Origin of the sequence: Salinicola acroporae, assembly GCF_003206615.1 — a bacterium.
GTDB lineage: Bacteria > Pseudomonadota > Gammaproteobacteria > Pseudomonadales > Halomonadaceae > Salinicola > Salinicola acroporae.
The window spans coordinates 414,427-435,199 of sequence record NZ_PZJW01000004.1 but is presented as its reverse complement, the minus strand read 5'-3'; the positions used below and the strand labels follow the sequence as shown (position 1 = coordinate 435,199).

The 20,773-nt window shown below is 64.2% G+C and carries 19 protein-coding genes; 16 read left to right on the top strand and 3 right to left on the bottom strand.

Features of this window, described 5'->3' with window-relative positions:
* The first annotated feature begins 19 nt into the window (after window positions 1-19).
* From DOM54_RS07495 to DOM54_RS07455, 9 genes are all read left to right on the top strand, one after another.
* Entirely contained in the window at window positions 20-703 is a 684-nt protein-coding gene (locus DOM54_RS07495) for a GntR family transcriptional regulator (RefSeq protein ID WP_110715721.1), read from the top strand.
* A gap of 138 nt (window positions 704-841) precedes the next feature.
* On the top strand, window positions 842-1,867 hold the full coding sequence (locus DOM54_RS07490) for a histone deacetylase family protein (protein ID WP_110715720.1): 1,026 nt from the start codon (window positions 842-844) through the stop codon (window positions 1,865-1,867).
* Entirely contained in the window at window positions 1,867-2,961 is a 1,095-nt protein-coding gene (locus DOM54_RS07485) for a phosphotransferase (RefSeq protein ID WP_162619785.1), read from the top strand. The genes DOM54_RS07490 and DOM54_RS07485 overlap by 1 nt, the downstream gene beginning before the upstream one ends.
* Window positions 2,962-2,963: 2 nt before the next feature.
* Window positions 2,964-4,262: an aspartate aminotransferase family protein gene (locus tag DOM54_RS07480; RefSeq protein WP_110715718.1), complete on the top strand. Its 1,299-nt coding sequence runs from the start codon at window positions 2,964-2,966 to the stop codon at window positions 4,260-4,262.
* A gap of 149 nt (window positions 4,263-4,411) precedes the next feature.
* Window positions 4,412-5,104, top strand: coding sequence for an SDR family NAD(P)-dependent oxidoreductase (locus DOM54_RS07475; protein WP_167406505.1), 693 nt, complete (start codon window positions 4,412-4,414; stop codon window positions 5,102-5,104).
* Between the two features lie 193 nt (window positions 5,105-5,297).
* Entirely contained in the window at window positions 5,298-5,801 is a 504-nt protein-coding gene (locus tag DOM54_RS07470) for a sigma-70 family RNA polymerase sigma factor (RefSeq protein WP_110715716.1), read from the top strand.
* Window positions 5,802-5,814: 13 nt separating this feature from the next.
* On the top strand, window positions 5,815-6,795 hold the full coding sequence (locus DOM54_RS07465; RefSeq protein WP_162619784.1) for a FecR domain-containing protein: 981 nt from the start codon (window positions 5,815-5,817) through the stop codon (window positions 6,793-6,795).
* A gap of 128 nt (window positions 6,796-6,923) precedes the next feature.
* Window positions 6,924-9,332, top strand: coding sequence for a TonB-dependent siderophore receptor (locus DOM54_RS07460; protein ID WP_110715714.1), 2,409 nt, complete (start codon window positions 6,924-6,926; stop codon window positions 9,330-9,332).
* A gap of 14 nt (window positions 9,333-9,346) precedes the next feature.
* On the top strand, window positions 9,347-10,222 hold the full coding sequence (locus DOM54_RS07455; RefSeq protein ID WP_240613807.1) for an alpha/beta hydrolase: 876 nt from the start codon (window positions 9,347-9,349) through the stop codon (window positions 10,220-10,222).
* Window positions 10,223-10,228: 6 nt separating this feature from the next.
* Here DOM54_RS07455 and DOM54_RS07450 read toward each other — a convergent pair whose 3' ends face one another.
* Together DOM54_RS07450 and DOM54_RS07445 are read right to left on the bottom strand one after the other, a co-directional pair.
* Window positions 10,229-10,648 (bottom strand): type II toxin-antitoxin system VapC family toxin, encoded by a 420-nt coding sequence (locus DOM54_RS07450; protein ID WP_110715712.1) that lies wholly within the window; start codon window positions 10,646-10,648, stop codon window positions 10,229-10,231.
* Complete coding sequence (locus tag DOM54_RS07445; protein WP_110715711.1) at window positions 10,645-10,884, bottom strand: FitA-like ribbon-helix-helix domain-containing protein; 240 nt, start codon at window positions 10,882-10,884, stop codon at window positions 10,645-10,647. Before DOM54_RS07445 ends, DOM54_RS07450 begins: the two co-directional genes overlap by 4 nt.
* A gap of 174 nt (window positions 10,885-11,058) precedes the next feature.
* Here DOM54_RS07445 and DOM54_RS07440 point away from each other — a divergent pair, with 174 nt between their 5' ends.
* The 7 genes from DOM54_RS07440 to DOM54_RS07410 all read left to right on the top strand — a co-directional run bounded on the left by DOM54_RS07440 (window position 11,059) and on the right by DOM54_RS07410 (window position 19,876).
* Window positions 11,059-12,693 (top strand): site-specific DNA-methyltransferase, encoded by a 1,635-nt coding sequence (locus tag DOM54_RS07440; protein WP_110715710.1) that lies wholly within the window; start codon window positions 11,059-11,061, stop codon window positions 12,691-12,693.
* Complete coding sequence (locus DOM54_RS07435) at window positions 12,693-15,209, top strand: DEAD/DEAH box helicase (RefSeq protein WP_110715709.1); 2,517 nt, start codon at window positions 12,693-12,695, stop codon at window positions 15,207-15,209. The genes DOM54_RS07440 and DOM54_RS07435 overlap by 1 nt, the downstream gene beginning before the upstream one ends.
* A complete protein-coding gene (locus DOM54_RS07430; protein WP_110715708.1) occupies window positions 15,202-15,813 on the top strand; it encodes an HAD family hydrolase in 612 nt (203 codons plus the stop codon). The genes DOM54_RS07435 and DOM54_RS07430 overlap by 8 nt, the downstream gene beginning before the upstream one ends.
* A gap of 451 nt (window positions 15,814-16,264) precedes the next feature.
* Complete coding sequence (locus DOM54_RS07425) at window positions 16,265-17,194, top strand: metal ABC transporter substrate-binding protein (protein ID WP_110715707.1); 930 nt, start codon at window positions 16,265-16,267, stop codon at window positions 17,192-17,194.
* The gene (locus DOM54_RS07420; protein ID WP_110715706.1) at window positions 17,191-18,144 is read left to right on the top strand and encodes a manganese/iron ABC transporter ATP-binding protein; all 954 of its coding nucleotides are present in this window, start codon (window positions 17,191-17,193) and stop codon (window positions 18,142-18,144) included. The genes DOM54_RS07425 and DOM54_RS07420 overlap by 4 nt, the downstream gene beginning before the upstream one ends.
* Complete coding sequence (locus DOM54_RS07415; protein ID WP_110715705.1) at window positions 18,141-19,016, top strand: metal ABC transporter permease; 876 nt, start codon at window positions 18,141-18,143, stop codon at window positions 19,014-19,016. Before DOM54_RS07420 ends, DOM54_RS07415 begins: the two co-directional genes overlap by 4 nt.
* Window positions 19,013-19,876 carry a metal ABC transporter permease gene (locus DOM54_RS07410; protein WP_110715704.1) on the top strand — a complete coding sequence of 288 codons (864 nt, stop codon included), beginning with the start codon at window positions 19,013-19,015 and terminating at the stop codon, window positions 19,874-19,876. Before DOM54_RS07415 ends, DOM54_RS07410 begins: the two co-directional genes overlap by 4 nt.
* Here the strand turns inward: DOM54_RS07410 and DOM54_RS07405 are convergent.
* Window positions 19,856-20,770: a LysR family transcriptional regulator gene (locus DOM54_RS07405; RefSeq protein WP_110715703.1), complete on the bottom strand. Its 915-nt coding sequence runs from the start codon at window positions 20,768-20,770 to the stop codon at window positions 19,856-19,858. The two genes, DOM54_RS07410 and DOM54_RS07405, sit on opposite strands and share 21 nt — an antisense overlap.
* Window positions 20,771-20,773 lie beyond the last annotated feature (3 nt).

The window sequence follows — 20,773 nt, the reverse complement described above, 5'->3', positions numbered from 1 at the left end:
GCCAGCCAAACGAGATGACATGACGACGACCACACGGGGATTCGCCACCATCCAGCAGCGCGATCTGGTCAACCAGATTGCCGACATGCTGACGGAAGCGCTGCTCAAGGGGGACTTCGCACCCGGCGTGCATCTGGCCGAAGCGCAACTGGCACGCGACTTTGGCGTCAGCCGCGCCCCGGTGCGGGAAGCGGCACGCCTGCTCGAAAGTCGTGGCATGCTGGTCTCCCAACCCCGGCGCGGCTTCTTCGTTCGCACCTTCAACGCCGACGAGCTGGATGACGTCTACGATCTTCGCCTGTGCCTCGAACGCCACGCCATTCGTCTGCTGGCGGGCAAGTTGACCGCCGGGATGGAAGCGGCGCTCAGCGACCAGCTCGAGACGATGCGCCGGGTGGCCCGCAACGGCACCGCCGTTCAGCAGATCGAGGAGGATGTCGCGTTTCACCGCATGCTGTGCGAGTTCAGCGGCAACCATCGCCTGGTGCGCGTGTTCGACGAGCTGTGTCACGAGATGCGCTTCTGCATTCTGCTGATCGGCCAGCTCTACGACGACGCCCTGCGCGTCGCCGATACCCACGAGCCGATTCTGGAGGCGCTGCGCACTCGCTCACCGGAAGCCGGCGAGGCGGCGCTGGATTATCACATCGGCGTCGCCCAGCAGCGGGTGGTGGAGATGTTTCGGGAACGCGCCAAGGGCTGACTGCGGCCCGTCGCCCGAGGGCACGGCAGCGGTCTCTGGCCGCGCAGCACAGGCTCCCACGCCGATATCGAAGGCTGTCCAACCCGTGTCGAAGCGCTGCCGCCGATGTCGAAGACTTTCTGAGAAGTGGAGAACACTATGCATGTCTTCGTCTGTGATGCTCACCGCGGTCACGACCCGCAGTTCTTCGTCGTGCGCGGTCAGGTCCGCCGTAGCAACGAGCAGCCGGAACGGGCCGATCGCCTGCAGCGCGCTGCGGTCAGCGCCGGCCATACTCTCGTCACCGCGGATACCGAGGTCGACCACGACACGCTGGCAACCGTGCATACGCCGCGCTACCTCGATTTCCTCGAACATGTCCACAGCCGCTGGCTGGCCCTGGAAGACCGCAACCCGGAAGAGGTGGTCGCCAACGTCCACCCCTTCCCCGGCGAGCCCTGCACCTACCCGGATCATCTGGTCGGGCGGGTCGGCTTCCACCTGGGCGATATGGCCGCCTCCATCGGGCCCGGCACCTGGCTTGCGGCGAGAGGTGCCGCGCAGTGCGCGCTGGGCGCGGCTCGCCATGTCCAGTCAGGCCATCGCCTCGCCTATGCGCTGTGCCGCCCGCCGGGGCACCACGCCTACGCAGAGCGTGCCAACGGCTTCTGCTATCTCAACAATGCCGCCATCGCCGCCAGCGAGCTGCGCCGCCACCATGCGCGGGTGGCAATACTCGACATCGACCTTCACCACGGCAACGGCACCCAGGGCATCTTCTACGACCGCGACGATGTGCTGACGGTCTCGCTGCATGCCGACCCCCATTTCATGACGCCCTTCTTCACCGGTCACGCCCATGAAACCGGACGCGATAACGGCGAGGGCTACAACCTCAACCTGCCGCTGCCCCAGGGGCTCGAGACCACCGGCTATCTGCGCGAGCTGGCCCGCGCCTGCGGGCGCATCGCCGACTTCGCCCCTGGCGCGCTCGTCGTCTCGCTCGGCCTCGATATCTACGAACACGACCCCTACCAGGGCATCGCGATGACCACGAAGGGCTTTGCACAGATCACCCGGCAGATCGCCCAGCTCGGCCTGCCCACCGTCATCGTGCAGGAGGGTGGCTACCTCTCCGACGCCCTCGGCGACAATCTGGTCAGCGCGCTGTCGGGGTTCGAATGATGACGAGTCACATAGACGAGACCACGGACGTCCTCGCGGCCACGGCCCTGACGGTGTCGCCAGAGACCGCCCAACGGGTGCTGGCCGAGCGCTTCGGCCTCGCTGCCACCCTCGAGCCGCTCAGCGGTGAGCGCGACTGCAATTTCCGCGCGGAGACGGCCGACGGCCAGCGCTACCTGCTCAAGTTCACCCATCCGGCGGAGCGCCAGGCGGTGAGCGATTTTCAGGTCCGTGCGCTGATGCACCTGGCCACACACGACCCAGCCCTGCCGATTCCGCGGGTGCTGCGCGACCGCGATGGCGATCCGGCGCCACCGCTGCGCCTCGATGACGGCCGCGTCAGCCACGTGCGGCTGTCGACCTTCCTGCCCGGCACGCCGCTGGCCGACCGCGTGGCCTCCCCGCGTTTCCAGTTCAGGCTCGGCGGCTGGCTGGCACGGGTCGATATCGCCCTGGCCGACTTCGACCACCCGGTTCGCGAGCTGTCGATGCCGTGGGATCTGCAGCGAGCCGACGACCTGCTGCCGCAGACCGACAGCCTCGATGACCCCTCGCGCCAGCGTATCCGCGACCTGCTTCACCGCTTCGCCGAGCAGTTGCGTCCGCGCCTGGTGGCGCTGCCGCGTCAGCCGATCCATAACGACCTCAACGGCCACAACGTGCTGTTCGCCTCGACCGCAGACGACGACACCCTGCCCGAGCATCCCGCCGCGATCATCGATTTCGGCGACATGCTGTTCGCCCCGCGGGTGATCGATCTCGCCGTGGCCGCGGCCTACCAGATGAAGGGTGCCACCGATCCGCTGGCGGGGGCCCTGGCGCTGATCGCCGGCTATCATGCCCATTCAGCGCTCGACGAGACGGAGTGCGCGCTGCTGCGCGGCTTGATCGAAACCCGGCTGGCGATGGCGATTACCCTCGCCACCCATCGCGCCGGACGCTATCCGCAAAACGCCGACTACCTGCTGCGCAATACGGCCGCCTCCCGCCGGGCGCTGGAGCACTGCCTGAATCTGCCCGCGGCGACCTTCCAGCGCCGCCTGAACGAGGCCCTCGATTCACCCTTCCATTCACCGGGTACGACGGGAGCGTGAGCATGGCTGAGCCCACCAAGAAAGATGACGATGCCGTCGAGACGGCCCTGCTGGCGCGGCGCCAGCGCCTGCTCGGCGCCTCCTACCGCCTGTTCTACCAGCGGCCGTTCCATCCCGTGCGCGGTGAGGGCGTGTGGCTCTTCGACCGCCACGGCACGGCGCACCTGGACGCCTACAACAACGTCGCCTGTGTCGGCCACTGCCACCCGAAGGTCGTGGCAGCCATCGCCACCCAGGCGGCCACGCTCAATACCCACACCCGCTACCTGCACGAGACGATCCTCGACTGCGCCGAGCGGCTGATCGACTCGCTGCCGACGCCGCTGGAACAGCTGGTCTTCACCTGTTCGGGAAGCGAAGCCAACGATCTCGCCCTGCGCATGGCCCGTGCCTTCACCGGTGGCGAGGGGCTGATCGTCACCGAGCTGGCCTATCACGGCGTGACCCAGTCGATCGCCGAGGCGTCGCCCTCGCTCGGCAGCAAGGTCAAGCTGGGCAGAACGGTACGCGCCGTACCGGCGCCCGTGGATCGCGGCGACGGCGCAGCGGCGATGGGCGCACGCTTCGCCGCCGGCGTGCAGGCCGCGATCGACGATCTCGCCGCCCACGGCATCCGCCCCGCCGCGCTGCTGCTCGACAGTGTCTTCTCCAGCGACGGCATCGTGACCGATCCGGTCGGGTTTCTCGCCCCGGCGGTCGAAACGATCCGGCGCGCTGGCGGGCTCTATATCGCCGACGAAGTGCAGGCCGGGCTCGGCCGCACCGGCGTCCTGTGGGGTTTCCCCCGCCACGGCGTCAAGGCCGACCTGGTCACGCTCGGCAAACCGCTGGGCAACGGTCACCCGGTGGCAGGGGTTGCCGGCCGACGCGACGTGATGGATCACTTCGGGGAGACGGCGCGCTACTTCAATACCTTCGGCGGCAACCCCGTGGCTTGCGCCGCCGCGCTGGCGGTCCAGGGCGTCATTGCCGAGGAGAATCTGGTGGCACAGGCCGCCGCGGTCGGTGCCGACCTGCACGCCGGACTGGGTCAGATCGCGGCCACCACCGACCGGCTCGGCGCGGTGCGCGGCGCAGGGCTGCTGGCCGGTGTCGAGGTGCTCGATGCCCAAGGCACACCGGACGCCGCCCTCGCGCAGGCGCTGGTCGACGGCCTGCGCCAGCGCCAGGTGCTGATCAGCGCCACCGGGCCACAGGCCAATGTGCTGAAGATCCGCCCGCCGCTGGTCTTCACGCGCCCGCACGTCGAACGCCTGTGCGAGGTGCTCGAGGAAACACTGAACGACGTGCTCGGGGCATAGCGCGCAAGACGAAGCGGCAAGAGAAGTGAAGCGCTCAAACAAGAGCCGCTAAAGATGAGCCGCCAGAAACGGCACGCCGAGCATGGCGAAAACGCCCGGCGGCCTGGCGGAAACGTCATCCGTCACCTCACCCGATCAGGAGAGAAATCATGTCCGACGCCCCGGTTGCCATGATCAGTGGCGCCAATCGCGGTATTGGCGCCAGCATCGCCGACACCCTGCTGGCCGCCGGTTGGCGCGTGAGTCTCGGCTGCCGTACCCCACCCAGCGAGCGCCCGGAGAGCGCCGACTGGCTGAGCTACCACTACGACGCCTTCGATGCCGCCAGTGGCCAGGCCTGGGTCGATCAAACACTGCGCACCTTCGGCCGCCTGGATGCCTTGATCAACAACGCGGGCATCCTCAGCCAATCGACGGTGCTGGAGGCGAGTGGCGATGAGTTCGACCACGTGATGGCGGTCAATGCCCGCGCGCCCATGCTGCTCACCCAGCAAGCCTGGCCGCACCTGGTCGCCGCCGAACAGGGCAAGGTGATCTCGATCGTCTCGCTTTCCGGGCTAAGGGTCAGATCCGCCGCTTCAGGCCTCTACGCGATGAGCAAGTTTGCCGCCCAGGCGTTCGTCCACGGCTTGCGCCACTGCACGGCGGAGACCCGTGTCCGCGCCACCGCGATCTGCCCCGGCTTCGTCGCGACCGATATGGCCGCGGCCGCCCAGGTCGATGGCGCCAGCGTCACCCAACCCGAGGAGGTCGCCCGCGTGGTGCAGATGCTCCTCACGCTGCCGCCCTCTGCCGGCGTCGCCACGGTACCGATCAACTGGCAGATCGAAGACGCTATCTAGCATCGAGTGTTGCGCCAGTGCCGGTAAGCGCGGGTGTCGTCGAAGTGCTGACACCCCGATCCATAATGGGTATGACACCTCTCCTATCATTGGGCGCTGATGCAGTGGCCTCGACGCGCCACCTTGTAATGAGACTGATTCGCGTTTAAGGTGATCACTTTCCTCGCCTCATTCTGTCTCGAGTCACATCTCCATGTCCGTCGACGCCACTGCCTTCGAGACTCTCTACCGTGCGCACCATGGCTGGCTGAAGGGATGGCTGCGTCAGCGCCTGGCGTGCTCGGAGCAAGCGGCCGATCTCGCACAGGACACCTTCCTGCGCGTGTTGACGCGTCATGGCGATGCGATGACCGCAACCTCGCGCGCCCTGCTGGTCACGATCGCCAAGGGGCTGGTGGTCGATCACTGGCGTCGAAGCGCGCTGGAGAAAGCCTATCTCGAGGCCCTCGCTGCCTTGCCGGAAAGCCAGGTGCCCTCACCCGAAGTGCAACATGAGGCGTTGGAGTTGCTGGCGCGACTGAGCACCCTGCTCGACGGGCTCAAGCCACTGACGCGCGAAGCGTTCCTGCTGCGCCAACTGGGTGGGCTAAGCCATGCGACCATTGCACGGCGGCTGGGCGTTTCGACACGCACGATCGAACGCCATGTGGCCGACGCCCTATACCGCTGCTATCAACTGCGCTTCGCGGATGCGTGATGTGGGGTGCAAAATGAGCGAAATCACGAGCGATCCCGACGAGTCGGTGGTGCGCCGCGCCATCGATTGGCATCTTCGCCTCGGCGGCGCCCGCGGCGCCGAGCACGCTCGCCTTGTCGAGGCCATCGATAGCTGGTGCGCCGAGTGCCCCTCTCACGCGAGAGCCTGGGCGAGAGTCACACGCTTGACCGGCGAGTTCGACGATATGAGGCGTCGCCTGCCGGAGCCGGCCGCGAGCCTCCAGATCCTGAACCGTACTGGCCGTGAGCTGGATCGACGCCGCACACTGAAACTGCTGCTGGCAGGCTGCGCCGTTGGCGGCTCGGGGCTGTGGCTTGCGCAAACGCACCACCCCTGGCGCGCCGACTATGCCACCCGTGTTGGCGAGCGTCGGCAACTGACGCTCGCTGACGGCACTCGCGTGACCCTGAACACCGATTCGGCGCTGGACGTGGCCTTCACGCCGGCAGAACGCCGGCTGGTCCTGCAAGGCGGCGAGGTCATGATCGAGAGCGGCACGGATGCGGCGTCCCCCCGGCACCGCCCCTTGCGGCTCGCCTGCCGACATGGGCTGTGCGAGGCGCTGGGTACGCGATTCAGCGTGCGCGACGCCGCCGACATCAGCCAGCTCAGCGTCAGCGAGGGCCGCGTGGCGCTGACGCAAACGAGCAGCGCCTCCCGGATCATCGAGTCTGGCGAGACGGTCCGTTTCGACGGAACCCGAACATTGCCGGTTCGGCAGACGGCGGTCGACCCCGAGGCCTGGAGCGAGGGCATGCTGGTGGTGAACGATATTCGCCTGGCAGCCTTTCTCGACGAACTGGCGCGCTATCGCCGGGGCTTCGTCAACTGCGATGCGCGCGTGGCGGGACTTCGCCTGTCAGGCGTCTTCCAGCTCGACTCGCAGCCAGCGCTGCTGCGCCATCTCGAGCGCACGCTGCCGGTCAGGATCGTCTCGCGAACCCGCTGGTGGATCAGTGTCGAACCGGTCTGAGATATCAGCGCCATCCCTGTGAATCCGAGAACGAAAAAACTCGAATTTTCCGTGTCGGATATTGCCGGTTCGTTCGGTATTCCCCCTAAGCGCCTCGAATGAATCGCCGATTCACTCGATGAGACGCCATGAAAAAGACTCAGGGGAACCACTGCATGACCACGCCATACCAACACGACGCCATGTCTTCTTGCCACCGGTTGCATCGACGACTGCCCGCCACCGTGCTCGCCGCCCTGCTTGGCGTCGCCTCGCCGCTGCTGCTGGCCGCCACGCCGACGCCGCAAGCCTCGACCGTCACCATCGCCGCCGGGCCGCTCAATCAGGCGCTCAATCGCTTCGCCGAAACGACCGGGCTGACGCTCTCCTACACCCCGGATCTGGTCGGTGGACGACGCAGCCACGGCGTGGCCGGCGCGGCGACCGTCGATCAGGCGCTGGCGGTACTGCTCGAGGGAACGGGGCTGATGGCACGGCGCACCGACTCCGGTTACGTCATCGTCAAGGCGCCGATGACGTCATCGACCGATCTCGACCCGATCACCGTCTCCGCCGCAGGCATCGTCAGCGGTGTCGCGCCGGTCGATGGCTATGTCGCTACCGCCAGCCGCTCGGCGACCAAGACCGACACCCCGCTGCTGGAGACGCCGCGCAGCGTCAGCGTCGTTACCGGCGATCAGATCGAGGCGCGCGGCGCGCGCAATATCGAGGACGCCGTTGCTTACACTTCCGGCGTCAGCGTCGGCAATTACGGCTTCGACCCGCGCTTCGATCAGATTCAGGTTCGCGGCTTTGCCACCACCACCAGCGGCAATTTTCTCGACGGCCTGCGCCAGCCCTACGATAGCTGGCTCGCCTCGCCCAATACGCTGCCCTACGCGCTGGAACGCATCGATGTAATCAAGGGGCCGGACTCGGTGATCTTCGGCCAGGTCAGCCCCGGCGGCGTGGTCAACCGCGTCAGCAAGCGACCGAGCACGGACGCCGACAACGAGATCACCCTCACCGCCGGCAACAAGAACACCCGCCAGGCCGAGTTCGATGTCGGCGGCGCCATCGACGCAAGCGGCGACGTGCGCTACCGCGTGGTCGGCATGGCGCGGGATGCCGAAAGCGACGTCGAACAGATTCCTGATGACGCCAGTTTTATCGCGCCCTCGGTTGCCATCCGTCTCGACGACGACACGACGCTCACCCTGCTCGCCCAGTATCAAGATCGGGAAACCGGCGGCAGTCCCGGCTATTACCAGGAAGGGGACGATCTGACCGACTTCTGGACCGGTGACGAGGATTTCGACAAGGCCTCACAGCATCAGTGGCAGCTCGGCTGGGAGTTCGAGCACCGCTTCAACGACGCGCTCTCCTTCAGCCAGCACACCCGCTATCAGGACATCAGCGCGGTCAATCAGTACACCGACGGCTACGACAATGTCGGTAGCGTGGTCGAGCGCACCGCATCGGGAATCTACGAAGACACGAGCTCGGTGGTCACCGATAACCGACTGACAGGCGAGTTCAATACCGGCGCGCTCGAACACACGCTGAGCGGCGGCGTCGACTACAGCTATCTCGACTACGACGTGCTTTACGCCTACGGCGACGCGCCCTCGATCGACCGCGACGACCCGGACTACCACCAGCATATTCCCGCACCCGACAACCTCTACGCCGATATCGACGGCCGCGCCGAGCGCACCGGGGTCTACCTGATCGACCAGATCGCACTCGGCCGCTGGCGTTTCTCCGCCGGCCTGCGCCACGACTGGGCCGAGGACGTCACCCGGGATGCCGTTTCCGGCAATGACCGGCAGAAAGACGATGCCGGCTCCGGCCAGCTCGGCGTGCTCTATGCCTTCGACAACGGCGTGTCACCCTATCTGAGCTACGCCACGTCGTTCGAGCCGCAGAGCGGCACCGATGCCAACGGCAATCACCACGCCCCCTCCGAAGGCCGCCAATGGGAGGCCGGGGTCAAGTACCAGCCGCCGGGCCGGGATCTGCTGCTGACCGCCGCCGTCTACCAGATCGAGCAGACCAACGTACTGACCACGGACCCCGACAATCGGCTCTACTCGGTGGCCACCGGGGAGCAGCGTATCCGCGGCCTGGAGTTGGAACTGACCACCGACCTCACCCGTGAACTCAGCATGACCGCCGCCTACACCGTCAACGACCCGGAAATCACCAAGGACAACGACGGCAACACCGGCAACACGCCGGTCAACGTCTCGGAGCATCTCGCCTCGCTGTGGCTCGATTACGACATCGATCACGGCCCGCTGCGCGGCGTCGGCCTCGCGGCTGGCGCGCGCTATATCGGTAGCTCCTGGGACGATGCCGAGAACACCCACGAAAACGACAGCTACACCCTGGTCGATGCCGGCGCTCACTATGACTTCTCCGGCCAGCTCGAGGGCGTGCGCGTCGGCGTCGATGCCCACAACCTGGCCGACAATCGTTACATCGTCTGCGAAGGCGGCTACTGCTATCGGGGCAGCGGGCGCAGCGTGCTGGGCAGCTTGAGCTATCACTGGTAAGCGAGGAGAACGTCGTGCCATTGCATTCCCTCATGCGCGGACTGGCAGTGCTCGGTGTGCTGGGCCTTCTCGGTGCACCGATCTCGACCAGCGCAGCCTCGGCACTTGCCGACGAGACGGCATCGGTCGCGCTCGACCACACTCGTCAGTGGCAGATGCATAACGCCGCAGGCGAAGCGTACCGCATCATGATCAGCCTGCCCGACGGCGAACCGACCAAGAGCGGCTTCCCGGTGCTCTACGTGCTCGACGGTAACGGCTACTTTCCCGCCTTTCACGCTGCACGAGACACGGTCGAGCGCTACCGCGACACGATCATCGTCGGCATCGGCTATCCCGGGGCCGATGCGCTCAACTGGCTGCGCCGCTCCTACGACTTCTCGCCGCCGGCGCCACCCGAACATGACGAACCGCCCCAGGGCGGTCAGGACGAGTTTCTCGACTTCATCGAGAAACGCCTGATGCCCAGGGTCGAGGCCGAGCTACCGGTCAATCCGCGCCAGCAGAGTCTGTTCGGCCACTCCTTCGGCGGCATGTTCGCGATCTACGCGCTGTTCAAGCGCCCGGCACTTTTCGCCCACGTGGTCGCGGCAAGCCCGACCCTATGGTGGGACAGTCACTATCTGCTACCGCTGGAGCCGGGCTTTGCCGAAGCGCTCAAGGCAAAGCCACTCAAGAATCCGCCGAGCCTGGCACTGATCGTGGCCGAAGGCGATACGCCGCAGGAGAGTCAGGAGGCGCAAGCGATGGCCGAGCGTCTCGCGCCGCTCTCCTCCCTTGGCATGCGTTCGAGCTACGCCCTGGTGCCCGGCGTCGATCACGAGACCGTGCCCTTCAAGATCGTGCCGCGCGTGATGCGCGAGGTGTTCGAGGCGGGCTATACACCGTGACGTGGGTCAGTTATCCCAAGGGTTGATGAGAGTGACCCCCATGGACTGGAAATCCTTGAGATTACGCGTCGCCAGCGTTGCCGTGTGGGCGATACAGATGGCGGCAGTCTGCGCATCGGCCATCTGTGCCTTGCGACCTGCAGCCTCGGCTGTTGCCACTCGCTCGGCGTAATGCACGGCAGCCTCAGCATCGAAGGGCAAAATGCGCCCGGCAAACTCCTCGTCGAACATGGCGGCTGCCAGGGTGGCAAAATCCCGCTTTCGACGGCCGCCCGGCAGACGTTCGATGCCGTAAAGAATCTCCGCCACCGTGATCGACGTGACCGCGACCTGTGTCGCGGTCTGCCGATCCAGCCAATCGATGACCCGAGCGTTGGGTGCCGGGCGCATCAGCTCCGATAGCACGTTGGTATCCAGTACGATCATGTCTCGAGCCCTGGATCTCGCGGCGAGTCCTCACGCACGGGCAGTTCCAGATCGACGCCGCCGGATTCGGCGAAGCGTGCCTTGATCCGGCTGCCGAGTCCGGTCTGCGGCGGTGATAAGGCACCTCGCAGGATCACCCGCACCTCCTCTTCCATTGAGTGGCCGTGGCTCGCGGCCTGCAGACGCAGCCGGGTTTTCAATGGTTCATCCAAATTGCGGATGGTGATCGATGCCATTGACTTTGCTCCTGTATCAGCATTGATTTCAATGATAGCACCAGGGTCGAAGACGTGCGGGGCGATTGCCCGGTATGATGCAGGGTTTTCGACGCTGGAATCGGGCGGGCTGCAGCTCGTCGACACACAGCCATCGCTGCATCGTAGCGAACTGACGAAACGCACAGGGAACGCATGAGCCAATATGAAGGTCTGGACCGGGAAACGCTCGTCCGGCTACTCGAAAAGCGCGACCGCGAACGCCAGCTCGGCCTGGTGTGGGAGCGCGACGAGATCGACGCCGACAACGCCATCAACGACGATTTCGTCGGCCTGACGCTCGACCCCGCGCTTTCCCACGGCGAGGGCCCATGGGACAACCTGATCATCGAGGGTGACAACTACGACGCCCTGCGCGCCCTGCGCATGACGCATGCCGGGCGCATCCGCTGCATCTATATCGACCCGCCCTACAACACCGGCAACAAAGACTTCGTCTACAACGACCGCTTTATCGACAAGACGCACCGCTTCCGGCACTCGCTATGGCTCGAGTTCATGTACCGTCGCCTGCTGTTGGCGCGCGAATTGCTGGCGGACGATGGCGTGATCTTCGTCAGTATCGACGATAACGAGATCTTTCGGCTCGGCATGCTGATGGACCGGATTTTTGGTCAGGAAAAACATGTCGCCACCTGCGTCTGGCAAAAGCGCTACTCGCGGGAAAATCGTGGCGCTATCGGCGATGCTCATGAGTACCTGTTGGTCTACGCAACGGACCCGGCGCGCTTCAAGGAGAGTCGAGGGCGTATTCCTCTGGAAGCCAAACAAGCCAGTTCTTACAGAAACCCAAACAACGATCCGAACGGACCATGGCAATCAATTTCCATGACTGCTCAAGGCTATCGTCCCAATCAGATGTACGAGATCGTCGCACCCAACGGCACCCGCCACCTGCCGCCCGAAGGGCGCTGCTGGTCGACCGTCGAGGCGGAGTACCTGAAATTACGAGAGGCTGATCGCATCTACTTCGGTAAGGATGGAGATGGCGTTCCACGTATCGTCCGCTATCTGTCCGAAGTCGAAGGCCTGACGCCCTGGACCTGGTGGCCTCACGATGAAGTGGGCCACACCGACGAAGCCCGTAAGGAGATCCAGTCGATCTTCGGCACCCAGACGATCTTCGATACCCCCAAGCCGGTTCGCCTGATCGAGCGGATTTTGCGCATTGCCACGCGCCCCGGCGATACCGTACTCGATTTCTTCGCCGGCTCCGGCACGTTGGCCCAGGCGGTTGCCAAACTAAACGCCGAGGATAACGGCAATCGTCGCTTCATTCTGGTCAGTAACACCGAAGCGACCGAGGACGCGCCAGACAAGAATCTCTGCCGCGATGTCTGCGCCGAACGCGTGCGCCGTGTGATGGGTGGCTATACCAACGCCAAGGGCACTGCCATCGCCGGGCTGGGTGGCAATTTCGCCTACCTGCGCGCCCGCCAGATTCCCCTGCACCGTCTGCCCACGAAGATCGCCCACGACGAAGTGTGGCATGCGTTGCAGATGCTGCATGATCACCCGCTCGAGCGCTGGCAGGGTCAGGGATTTCAAGCCGTCGAGACCGCCGGGGGTTGGCTGGGTTATCTGGCCGATCAGAGCGAGGGGAGCGTCCAGCGTCTTTCCGACTGGCTGGCACGCCATCAGCCACTCAGCGGTCGGCTTTACAGCTGGTCACCGGAGCGCTTCGCCGCGCTGGCGCCACAGCTCGATTTCGTCCGTATTCCCGATGCGCTGCAAGCGCGATTCAGCGTCCGACCCGGAAGGAAGCGGTAATGCTCGTTCTCAAGACCTTTCAGCAGACGATCACCGACGGCCTGCTCGCTCGCTTCACGCAGCTCGCCGAGCACTACCGCCACTTGAGCAACGCCACCGAGGCCGACTGGAAGCTGGTGCGCGAGCAGGATGCCGCCGTGGTGCTTCAGGCACCCACCGGCGCTGGCAAGACCGCCATGGCGATCGAAACCGTGGCGCGCTTTTCCGATGAAGAGCCGGTACTGTGGTTCTGGTTCGCCCCCTTTTCCGGTCTGGTCGAGCAAGCCCGCAGGACGCTCCAGTCTCAGGCGCCCAATCTGCGCGTGCTTGACCTTGTCTCGGACCGACGCACGGATCTGGCCGCGCACTCCGGTGTCTTCGTGACCACTTGGAGCGCGGTGGCAACCAGCAACGCCACCGGCCGCCGTGCACGTACCAACAGCGATCTCGGCCTCTCGATCGATGCGCTGATCGAACAGGCGCGGGCACAGGGTATTCGCATCGGCTGTGTCGTCGATGAAGCGCATCATGGTTTTCAGCGGGCACGCCAGGCGCAGAGCTTCTTTCGCGATGTGCTCAAGCCGGACTATGCGCTACTGATGACGGCAACGCCGCGAGACACCGATATCGCCCCCTTCGAGCGCGCCACCGGCTATCGACTCGGGCAGGAAGCGGACTGGGCCTCGGTCTCTCGTGTGGATGCCGTCAACGCGGGGCTATTGAAGCGTGGCGTGCGTATCGTGCGCTTTCTCGCCAAAAGCGACGACACTCAACAACTGATCGACTTCGAGCACTTGGCATTGCGCGAAAGCAGCGCGACGCACCGGCAGATTCAGACCCTGCTGAAGGAGAACGACAGCCACTTGACGCCGCTGATGCTGGTACAGGTACCCAACGGCAAGAAAGCGCAAGAAGAGGCACGCGATTACTTGATCACCCAACTCGGCTTTACCGAAGAGGCGGTACGCGTCCACACCAGTGACGAACCGGATGACGATCTGATCGCACTGGCACATGACCCGACCGTCGAGGTACTGATCTTCAAGATGGCGGTAGCGCTTGGCTTCGATGCCCCGCGCGCTTTCACATTGGCGGCCCTGCGCGGCGCGCGCGACCCGTCATTCGGCGTCCAGGTGGTCGGTCGGCTAATGCGGGTACCGGCTTCACTCCAGCATCGTAGCGACCTGCCGGCCGCGCTTCAGCACGGCTACGTCTTTCTTGCCAACGCCGAGTCTCAGGAAGGACTCCTGAGCGCGGGCGAACAGATCAATAGTCTGCAGACGCGAGCTCCGGAGATCGGTACCACCACAGCGATCACCTATAGCGGTACGCAGCAGAGCGTCCAGCTCGCCCAAAGTGGTGAGTCCTTCACGTTGGTGATGAACGCTGGCGGCGACGTGATCCGTGAAGAGATGGATGGCCAGTCTCAGCCCGTTCCTGCCAATGTGATGACCTCGCATCAGGCAGCGCTCCCGTTCGGCAATGCGGCCTTGACCGCGGCTGAAACCGCCCATGATTCAACCCCCCTCGCAGCACAAGAGGATGGCAATCCCTCGCAAACCAGCGTATCCAGCCTGGCATTGACGCTCGGCGCGACAGGTCATCACTACTCCCGGCGAGAAGCTGTGCCGCAGACACTTCACGGCGAATCGCTGCCGCCGGCACCTAGCGATCTCGAGGCACGGCTGGTCGATCACGTCGATTTCAGCCCCGAAGTACTCGCCAGCCGCTCGCGAGCGCGCGCCTCGGTGCGACGTAACGAAATCGGCATGTTCAAGAACGGCGATCATATTGCCGAGGATGGTAGCGATGTCTGGGCGGAACTCTCGGTGGCCGCCATCGCCGCAAAGGCGCGCCAGGTCGTGCTTCGTCTCGACGCCATCAATGAACGAGAGATTCGCGAACGTCTCCTCGAGCGCTTCCAGCAAGCTATCGAAGATTCCGGCGCGATCCCGCCCGAGGATGACGAAGAACGGGAGCAGGCACTCGATCGCGTCTTGATCAGCCATCCGCGCTTGCTGCGCGAGGCTTATCGCCGCGCCCGGCTCGAGCAAGTGCGCGATACCGCTTTCAACCTGCCCGGCGAAATTGTCAGCGATGCGCCACTCGAACCCGCCGAACGCAACGCTTACGGTGTCTTCCCGGCCGGCATGAACGAGGATGAGCGACGTGTTGCGCGAATGCTGGATCAAAATGAAAAAGTTCGGTGGTGGCATCGCAACCCGTCAGGCCCCAACAGGCCGGACGCCTTGGGACTTTATCGCTGGGACGAAGGCGAGGGCTTCTTTCCCGATTTCGTCGTTGCCATCGAGGGCCGAGAAACCCCAGACCATGTCGCGCTACTGGAAGTGAAAGGCGCACATCTCTGGGGAGCCGGCAAGGAGCCAGAGAAGGCCAAAGCCGTACACGTCGACTATGGAAGAGTTGTCATGGTCGGCCGCCAACGAGGTGCCAGCGATTATCAGTTCCTGCGCGAGAGCCATGGCAGATTGGAAGAAGTAGCCACCTTCGATGTGAGCCCCATGCGCTATGAGTAATCTCCATACGCTAGCCACCCTCACCCACTGGGTCTTCGACATGGACGGCACGCTCACCGTCGGCGTGCATGACTTCCCGGCGATACGTCGCGAACTGGAGATTCCCCCATCGGCGGATATTCTCCACCACCTGGCAACGCTGCCGAAGGCCGAGCGCGAGGCCAAGCACGCCTGGCTGCTGGAACACGAGCGCGAACTGGCGCTACGCTCGACGGCGGCGACCGGGGCCGTCGAGCTGGTGCTCGCATTGCATCGGCGTGGCTGCCGGCTGGGCATCCTGACTCGCAACGCCAAGGAACTCGCTCACCTCACGCTGGCCGCGATCGGGCTCGACACCTGCTTCAAAGATGATGACGTGCTCGGCCGCAACGAAGCCCCACCCAAGCCGCACCCCGGCGGGCTCGATCACTTCATCGGCAAATGGCAGGTCGCACCAATGCATGTCGTCATGGTCGGCGACAGCCACCTGGACATGGCGTGCGGGCGCGCCGCGGGCACACGCACGGTGCTGGTCAACGTGCCGCCACTGCCGGACATGACCGATGTCGACTGTCGCTTCAGTGATTGCCAAGCGCTGGCGCGGCGGATTGCCGGGGGCGACTGAGGTTGTCGGGTAGTGTCAGATACCCGGTATTCCGATCGGCCCTGGCGCGTCGGGAATTGGCGAGCAGCCGCCGAGCACCAAAATCCCAGCAATGACAATCACCACCCAAATCACCTGCTTTGCCAAGGGCATAGCCAAAGCCTCCATCGACATTCGTGTGCCCAGAGTCTAGACGACTCACATCACCACTCCACCGTCAGCCGCCTCTACCTCCTCACTTCTCCATAAGGCTTCTCTTCGCCCCTCGATTCATGACTCAGGAGCTGATTCTGGATAGCGCCCGGGAGGTCTTCACTCTTCGATTAACCCATGCTACAAATAAAAACCTTGGAAATATAGTTAAACCTTGGTTAATTTTGGCCATGCACCGTTAACTTGTCGTCGACGTGGGCACCGGCGCGGAAGCGTCAGCCGTTTCATACGAGACATTGGCTAGAGGGGGAATCGAAGCATGAAACGAGGTTTTGGACGTTCGATATTACTGGGCACGGCCAGCATCGCGATTGGCGCCATGCTCTCTCTGCCCGCCACGGCGCAGGATAAATTCAAGGCGGTGACGACGTTCACGGTGATCGCGGATATGGCCCAGAACGTGGCCGGGGATGCCGCCACGGTGGAATCCATCACCAAACCGGGCGCCGAGATCCACGACTACTCGCCGACGCCGGGCGATATCATGCGTGCGCAGGGCGCCGACTTGATCCTCTGGAACGGGCTCGATCTGGAGCGCTGGTTCGAGCGGTTCTTCCAGCATCTGGACGACGTGCCGAGCGTGGTAGCTTCCGACGGCATCGACCCGATCAGCATCGCGTCGGGACCCTACGACGGCAAGCCCAATCCCCACGCCTGGATGTCGCCCTCCAGCGCTCTGATCTACGTCGATAACATCCGCGACGCTTTCGTCCAGTACGATCCGGACAACGCGGATACCTATCGCGCCAATGCGGCCGCCTACAAGAAAAAGATCGAGGCGGCCATCGCACCGATCCGCGCTGCGCTCGCCCAGATTCCCGCAGACAAGCGCTGGCTGGTTTCCAGCGAGGGCGCGTTTTCCTATCTGGCGCATGATTTCGATCTGAAAGAGCTCTATCTGTGGCCGATCAACGCCGACCAGCAGGGCACGCCACAGCAGGTTCGCCAGGTGATCGACGCGGTACGTGAACATGACATCCCGGCGGTCTTCAGCGAGAGCACCGTTTCCGCCAAGCCGGCACGACAGGTCGCCCGCGAGACCGGCGCCCGTTATGGTGGTGTGCTCTATGTCGACTCGTTGAGCGCCGCTGATGGGCCGGTACCGACCTATATCGATCTGCTCGAGGTCACCTCACGGACCATTGCCGACGGCCTGACAGCGGGACTCACCCAAGGACAGACCCAATGACCCAAGCCGACACTCGAACTTCCTCGAGCGTCACCGCCGCCCGATCTGCGGAGGCCACCGTCCCCCCCCCCTCGGGCGGTGGTATTGCCGTCAAAGGCGCAACGGTCACCTACCGCAACGGCCACACCGCGCTGCGCGACGCCAGCTTCCAGACACCGACCGGCACCATCACCGCGCTGGTCGGGGTCAACGGCTCCGGCAAATCGACGCTGTTCAAGGCGATCATGGGCTTCGTTAAGCTCGCTCGGGGCGAAATTCGCGTGCTCGACATGCCTGTGGACGCCGCCCTGAAGCGTAACCTGATCGCCTATGTCCCCCAGTCCGAGGAGGTCGACTGGCAGTTCCCGGTGCTGGTCGAGGACGTGGTGATGATGGGCCGCTACGGCCACATGGGCATGCTACGGATTCCCAAGCGCGCCGATCGCGATGCCATCGAGGCCGCACTCGCCCGGGTCAACATGGGCGAGTTCCGCAAGCGCCAGATCGGCGAGCTCTCCGGCGGCCAGCGCAAGCGCGTGTTCCTGGCTCGCGCCCTGGCCCAGGACAGTCGCGTGATCCTGCTCGACGAACCGTTCACCGGCGTCGACGTCAAGACCGAAGACCAGATCATCCAGCTTTTGCGCGAACTGCGTGACGAGGGACGCGTGATGCTGGTCTCCACCCACAACCTCGGCTCGGTGCCGGAGTTCTGCGACCGCACGGTGCTGATCAAGGGCACCGTCCTTGCCTATGGGCCCACGGAGGAGACGTTCACCCAGCGCAATCTGGAGCGCGCCTTCGGCGGCGTGCTGCGCCATTTCATGCTCGAGCACGGCGACGACGATGCGCCGCGCCACCCGGTCGGCGTATTCACCGACGACGAGCGCGCGCTGGTGCTGCACAACGGCATCGCAGCACGCCAGCGCCAGTCGCCGGAGGGCCGCAAGACACCGGAGGACAGCGAAACATGAGCGAGCTGCTCCACTATCTTTGCGAGCCGTTCGGCTATGGCTACATGCGCAACGCCATGTGGGTCTCGGCGCTGGTCGGCGCCGTCTGCGCCTTTCTCTCCTGCTATCTGATGCTGAAGGGCTGGTCGCTGATCGGCGATGCCCTGTCGCATTCGATCGTGCCCGGCGTCGCCGGCGCTTACATGATCGGCCTTCCCTTTTCGATCGGCGCCTTCTTCGCCGGCGGACTCGCCTCGGCGGCGATGCTGTTTCTCAATCAGCGTAGCAAGCTGAAAGAGGATGTGATCATCGGCCTGATTTTCACCGCTTTCTTCGGATTGGGGCTTTTCATGGTCTCGCTATCGCCGGCCGCGGTGAACATCCAGTCGATCGTGCTGGGCAACGTGCTGGCGATCACGCCGAGCGATACCCTCCAGCTCGCCATCATTGGCCTCGTCTCGCTCGCCGTGCTGCTGGTCAAATGGAAGGATCTGCTGGTGACCTTCTTCGACGAGAACCACGCCCGTTCGATCGGCCTCAACCCCACGGCACTCAAGATCACCTTTTTCACCCTGCTTTCCGCGTCCACCGTCGCCGCGCTGCAGACGGTCGGCGCGTTTCTGGTGATCTGCATGGTGGTGACGCCCGGCGCCACGGCCTACCTGCTGACGGACCGTTTTCCGAGACTGCTGATCATCGCGGTGACGATCGGTACGTTGACCAGTTTTCTCGGCGCTTACGCCAGCTATTTTCTCGATGGCGCCACTGGCGGCATCATCGTGGTTCTGCAGACGCTGATCTTCCTGGTCGCATTCTTCCTGGCGCCCAAGCACGGCATGCTGGCAGCGCGGCGCCGGGCGGCCAGGGCACTCGAGTCGGCGGGCACGCCATGAGCCTTGCCGACTGGCTGATCGCGCCCTTTCAGTTCGATTTCATGGTCAATGCCATGATCATCGCCGTGCTGGTGGCCATTCCCATGGCCCTGCTGTCGTGTTTTCTGGTGCTCAAGGGCTGGGCGCTGATGGGCGACGCGATCTCGCATGCGGTGTTTCCCGGCGTGGTGATCGCCTACATCATCGGTATTCCCTACGCCATCGGCGCCTTCGCTGCCGGGATGTTCTGCGCCGTCGCCACGGGCTTTCTCAAGGAGAACAGCCGCATCAAGCAGGACACGGTGATGGGCATCGTCTATTCGGGAATGTTCGGGTTGGGGTTGGTGCTCTATGTCGAGATCCAATCGACAGTGCACCTCGATCACATCCTGTTCGGCAATATTCTCGGCGTGGGTATGCAGGATATCGTCGAATCGGCGTCGATCGCGCTGGTCACGGCGGCGGTGATCGGCATCAAGTGGAAAGACTTTCTGCTCCACGCCTTCGACCCGACCCAGGCGCGTGCCGTCGGTCTCCCCGTACAGCTATTGCACTATGGCCTGCTCTGCCTGATCTCGCTGACCATCGTCGGCGCGCTCAAGGCGGCCGGCATCATTCTCGCCATCGCGCTGTTGATCGCCCCCGGCGCGGTCGCGTTTCTACTCACTCGGCGCTTCAGCGTCATGCTGCTCCTGGCCGTGGCCACGTCGGCGATCGTCGCCTTTCTTGGCGTATACCTCTCGTTCTTCATCGACAGTGCGCCGGCACCGACCATCGTGCTGCTCTACACCCTGGTGTTCGTGATCGCCTTCATCTACTCCGTGCGTCAGACCGCCAAGCGCGAAGCCAGCGCCGAATCGCTATCCATCGAGCGGAACTGAAACGTCCCGGGTGGGCGCAAATCGCTCGACGACCATACCGATGTACTGCCGGGCGAAGAACGACAGAGAAACGTTCCTGTTATAGATGAGCGATGCCTGCACGCGAATGTCGAGCGTCGTGGGAAGGGAGATCAGGTCGGCATAGTGCCCTTCGGTGATCAGCGAGGCATCGAGAATGCCCACACCGACGCCCTGACTGATCAGATCGTATGCCTGCATGGTACCGGCTTCGATCTGAGGCTCCAGATGCGAGCCCTGCCGTTGCAGCGCGCGCTCGACGGCATGTCGCAGGTAGGTACCGCTGCGATTGAGGATCAGAATCTCATCCGCGAGATCGGCGACATCCACCACCGCCTTGCTGGCCAGCCGACTGTCCCGGCGAACGATACACCGGTACTGGATCTGTTCCAGCGGAATGACCTCGAGCGTCTCGTTGACCCTGGTGCCATAGATGAAACCGACGTCGAACGAGCCGACCTCGATATTGCCGATCACCTGAGAGGATTGTCCGGCATGAAACGAGACCTTCGCTCCGGGGTAAGCAGCCATGAACCGAGGAATCGTCGGCGCCACGAAGTGCTTCGACATCGAGGAGATCGACTGCACCGCCAGAAAGGCATCGCCGCCCCGCGCGATGTTGTCGATCTTGGTCTGCATATGGTCGAAGTGGCCGAAAATACGCTCCACCTCGGGCAGCAATTGTACCGCCTCCGGCGTCGGCGAGAGCCCAAAGCTGGTGCGATAGAACAGCGGCATGCCGACCTTCTCCTCCAGCCTCTTGACGATGCCGCTGGCGGTGGGCTGCGAGACGTTCAGTTCGATGGCGGTCTTGCTGATCGAACCCGTGTGCATCACCGAACGAAACACCTCGAGGCTGCGGATACTGGCTTTCATGCC

Bases quoted from the DNA above. Each gene is read 5' to 3' on its own strand.
- DOM54_RS07465 (WP_162619784.1), top strand. From the start codon at position 5,815: ATGAGCGAAATCACGAGCGATCCCGACGAGTCGGTGGTGCGCCGCGCC.
- DOM54_RS07480 (WP_110715718.1), top strand. From the start codon at position 2,964: ATGGCTGAGCCCACCAAGAAAGATGACGATGCCGTCGAGACGGCCCTG.
- DOM54_RS07435 (WP_110715709.1), top strand. From the start codon at position 12,693: ATGCTCGTTCTCAAGACCTTTCAGCAGACGATCACCGACGGCCTGCTC.
- DOM54_RS07475 (WP_167406505.1), top strand. From the start codon at position 4,412: ATGTCCGACGCCCCGGTTGCCATGATCAGTGGCGCCAATCGCGGTATT.
- DOM54_RS07425 (WP_110715707.1), top strand. From the start codon at position 16,265: ATGAAACGAGGTTTTGGACGTTCGATATTACTGGGCACGGCCAGCATC.
- DOM54_RS07460 (WP_110715714.1), top strand. From the start codon at position 6,924: ATGAAAAAGACTCAGGGGAACCACTGCATGACCACGCCATACCAACAC.
- DOM54_RS07490 (WP_110715720.1), top strand. From the start codon at position 842: ATGCATGTCTTCGTCTGTGATGCTCACCGCGGTCACGACCCGCAGTTC.
- DOM54_RS07485 (WP_162619785.1), top strand. From the start codon at position 1,867: ATGACGAGTCACATAGACGAGACCACGGACGTCCTCGCGGCCACGGCC.
- DOM54_RS07415 (WP_110715705.1), top strand. From the start codon at position 18,141: ATGAGCGAGCTGCTCCACTATCTTTGCGAGCCGTTCGGCTATGGCTAC.
- DOM54_RS07445 (WP_110715711.1), bottom strand. From the start codon at position 10,884: ATGGCATCGATCACCATCCGCAATTTGGATGAACCATTGAAAACCCGG.
- DOM54_RS07420 (WP_110715706.1), top strand. From the start codon at position 17,191: ATGACCCAAGCCGACACTCGAACTTCCTCGAGCGTCACCGCCGCCCGA.
- DOM54_RS07470 (WP_110715716.1), top strand. From the start codon at position 5,298: ATGTCCGTCGACGCCACTGCCTTCGAGACTCTCTACCGTGCGCACCAT.
- DOM54_RS07450 (WP_110715712.1), bottom strand. From the start codon at position 10,648: ATGATCGTACTGGATACCAACGTGCTATCGGAGCTGATGCGCCCGGCA.
- DOM54_RS07405 (WP_110715703.1), bottom strand. From the start codon at position 20,770: ATGAAAGCCAGTATCCGCAGCCTCGAGGTGTTTCGTTCGGTGATGCAC.
- DOM54_RS07430 (WP_110715708.1), top strand. From the start codon at position 15,202: ATGAGTAATCTCCATACGCTAGCCACCCTCACCCACTGGGTCTTCGAC.
- DOM54_RS07440 (WP_110715710.1), top strand. From the start codon at position 11,059: ATGAGCCAATATGAAGGTCTGGACCGGGAAACGCTCGTCCGGCTACTC.
- DOM54_RS07495 (WP_110715721.1), top strand. From the start codon at position 20: ATGACGACGACCACACGGGGATTCGCCACCATCCAGCAGCGCGATCTG.
- DOM54_RS07410 (WP_110715704.1), top strand. From the start codon at position 19,013: ATGAGCCTTGCCGACTGGCTGATCGCGCCCTTTCAGTTCGATTTCATG.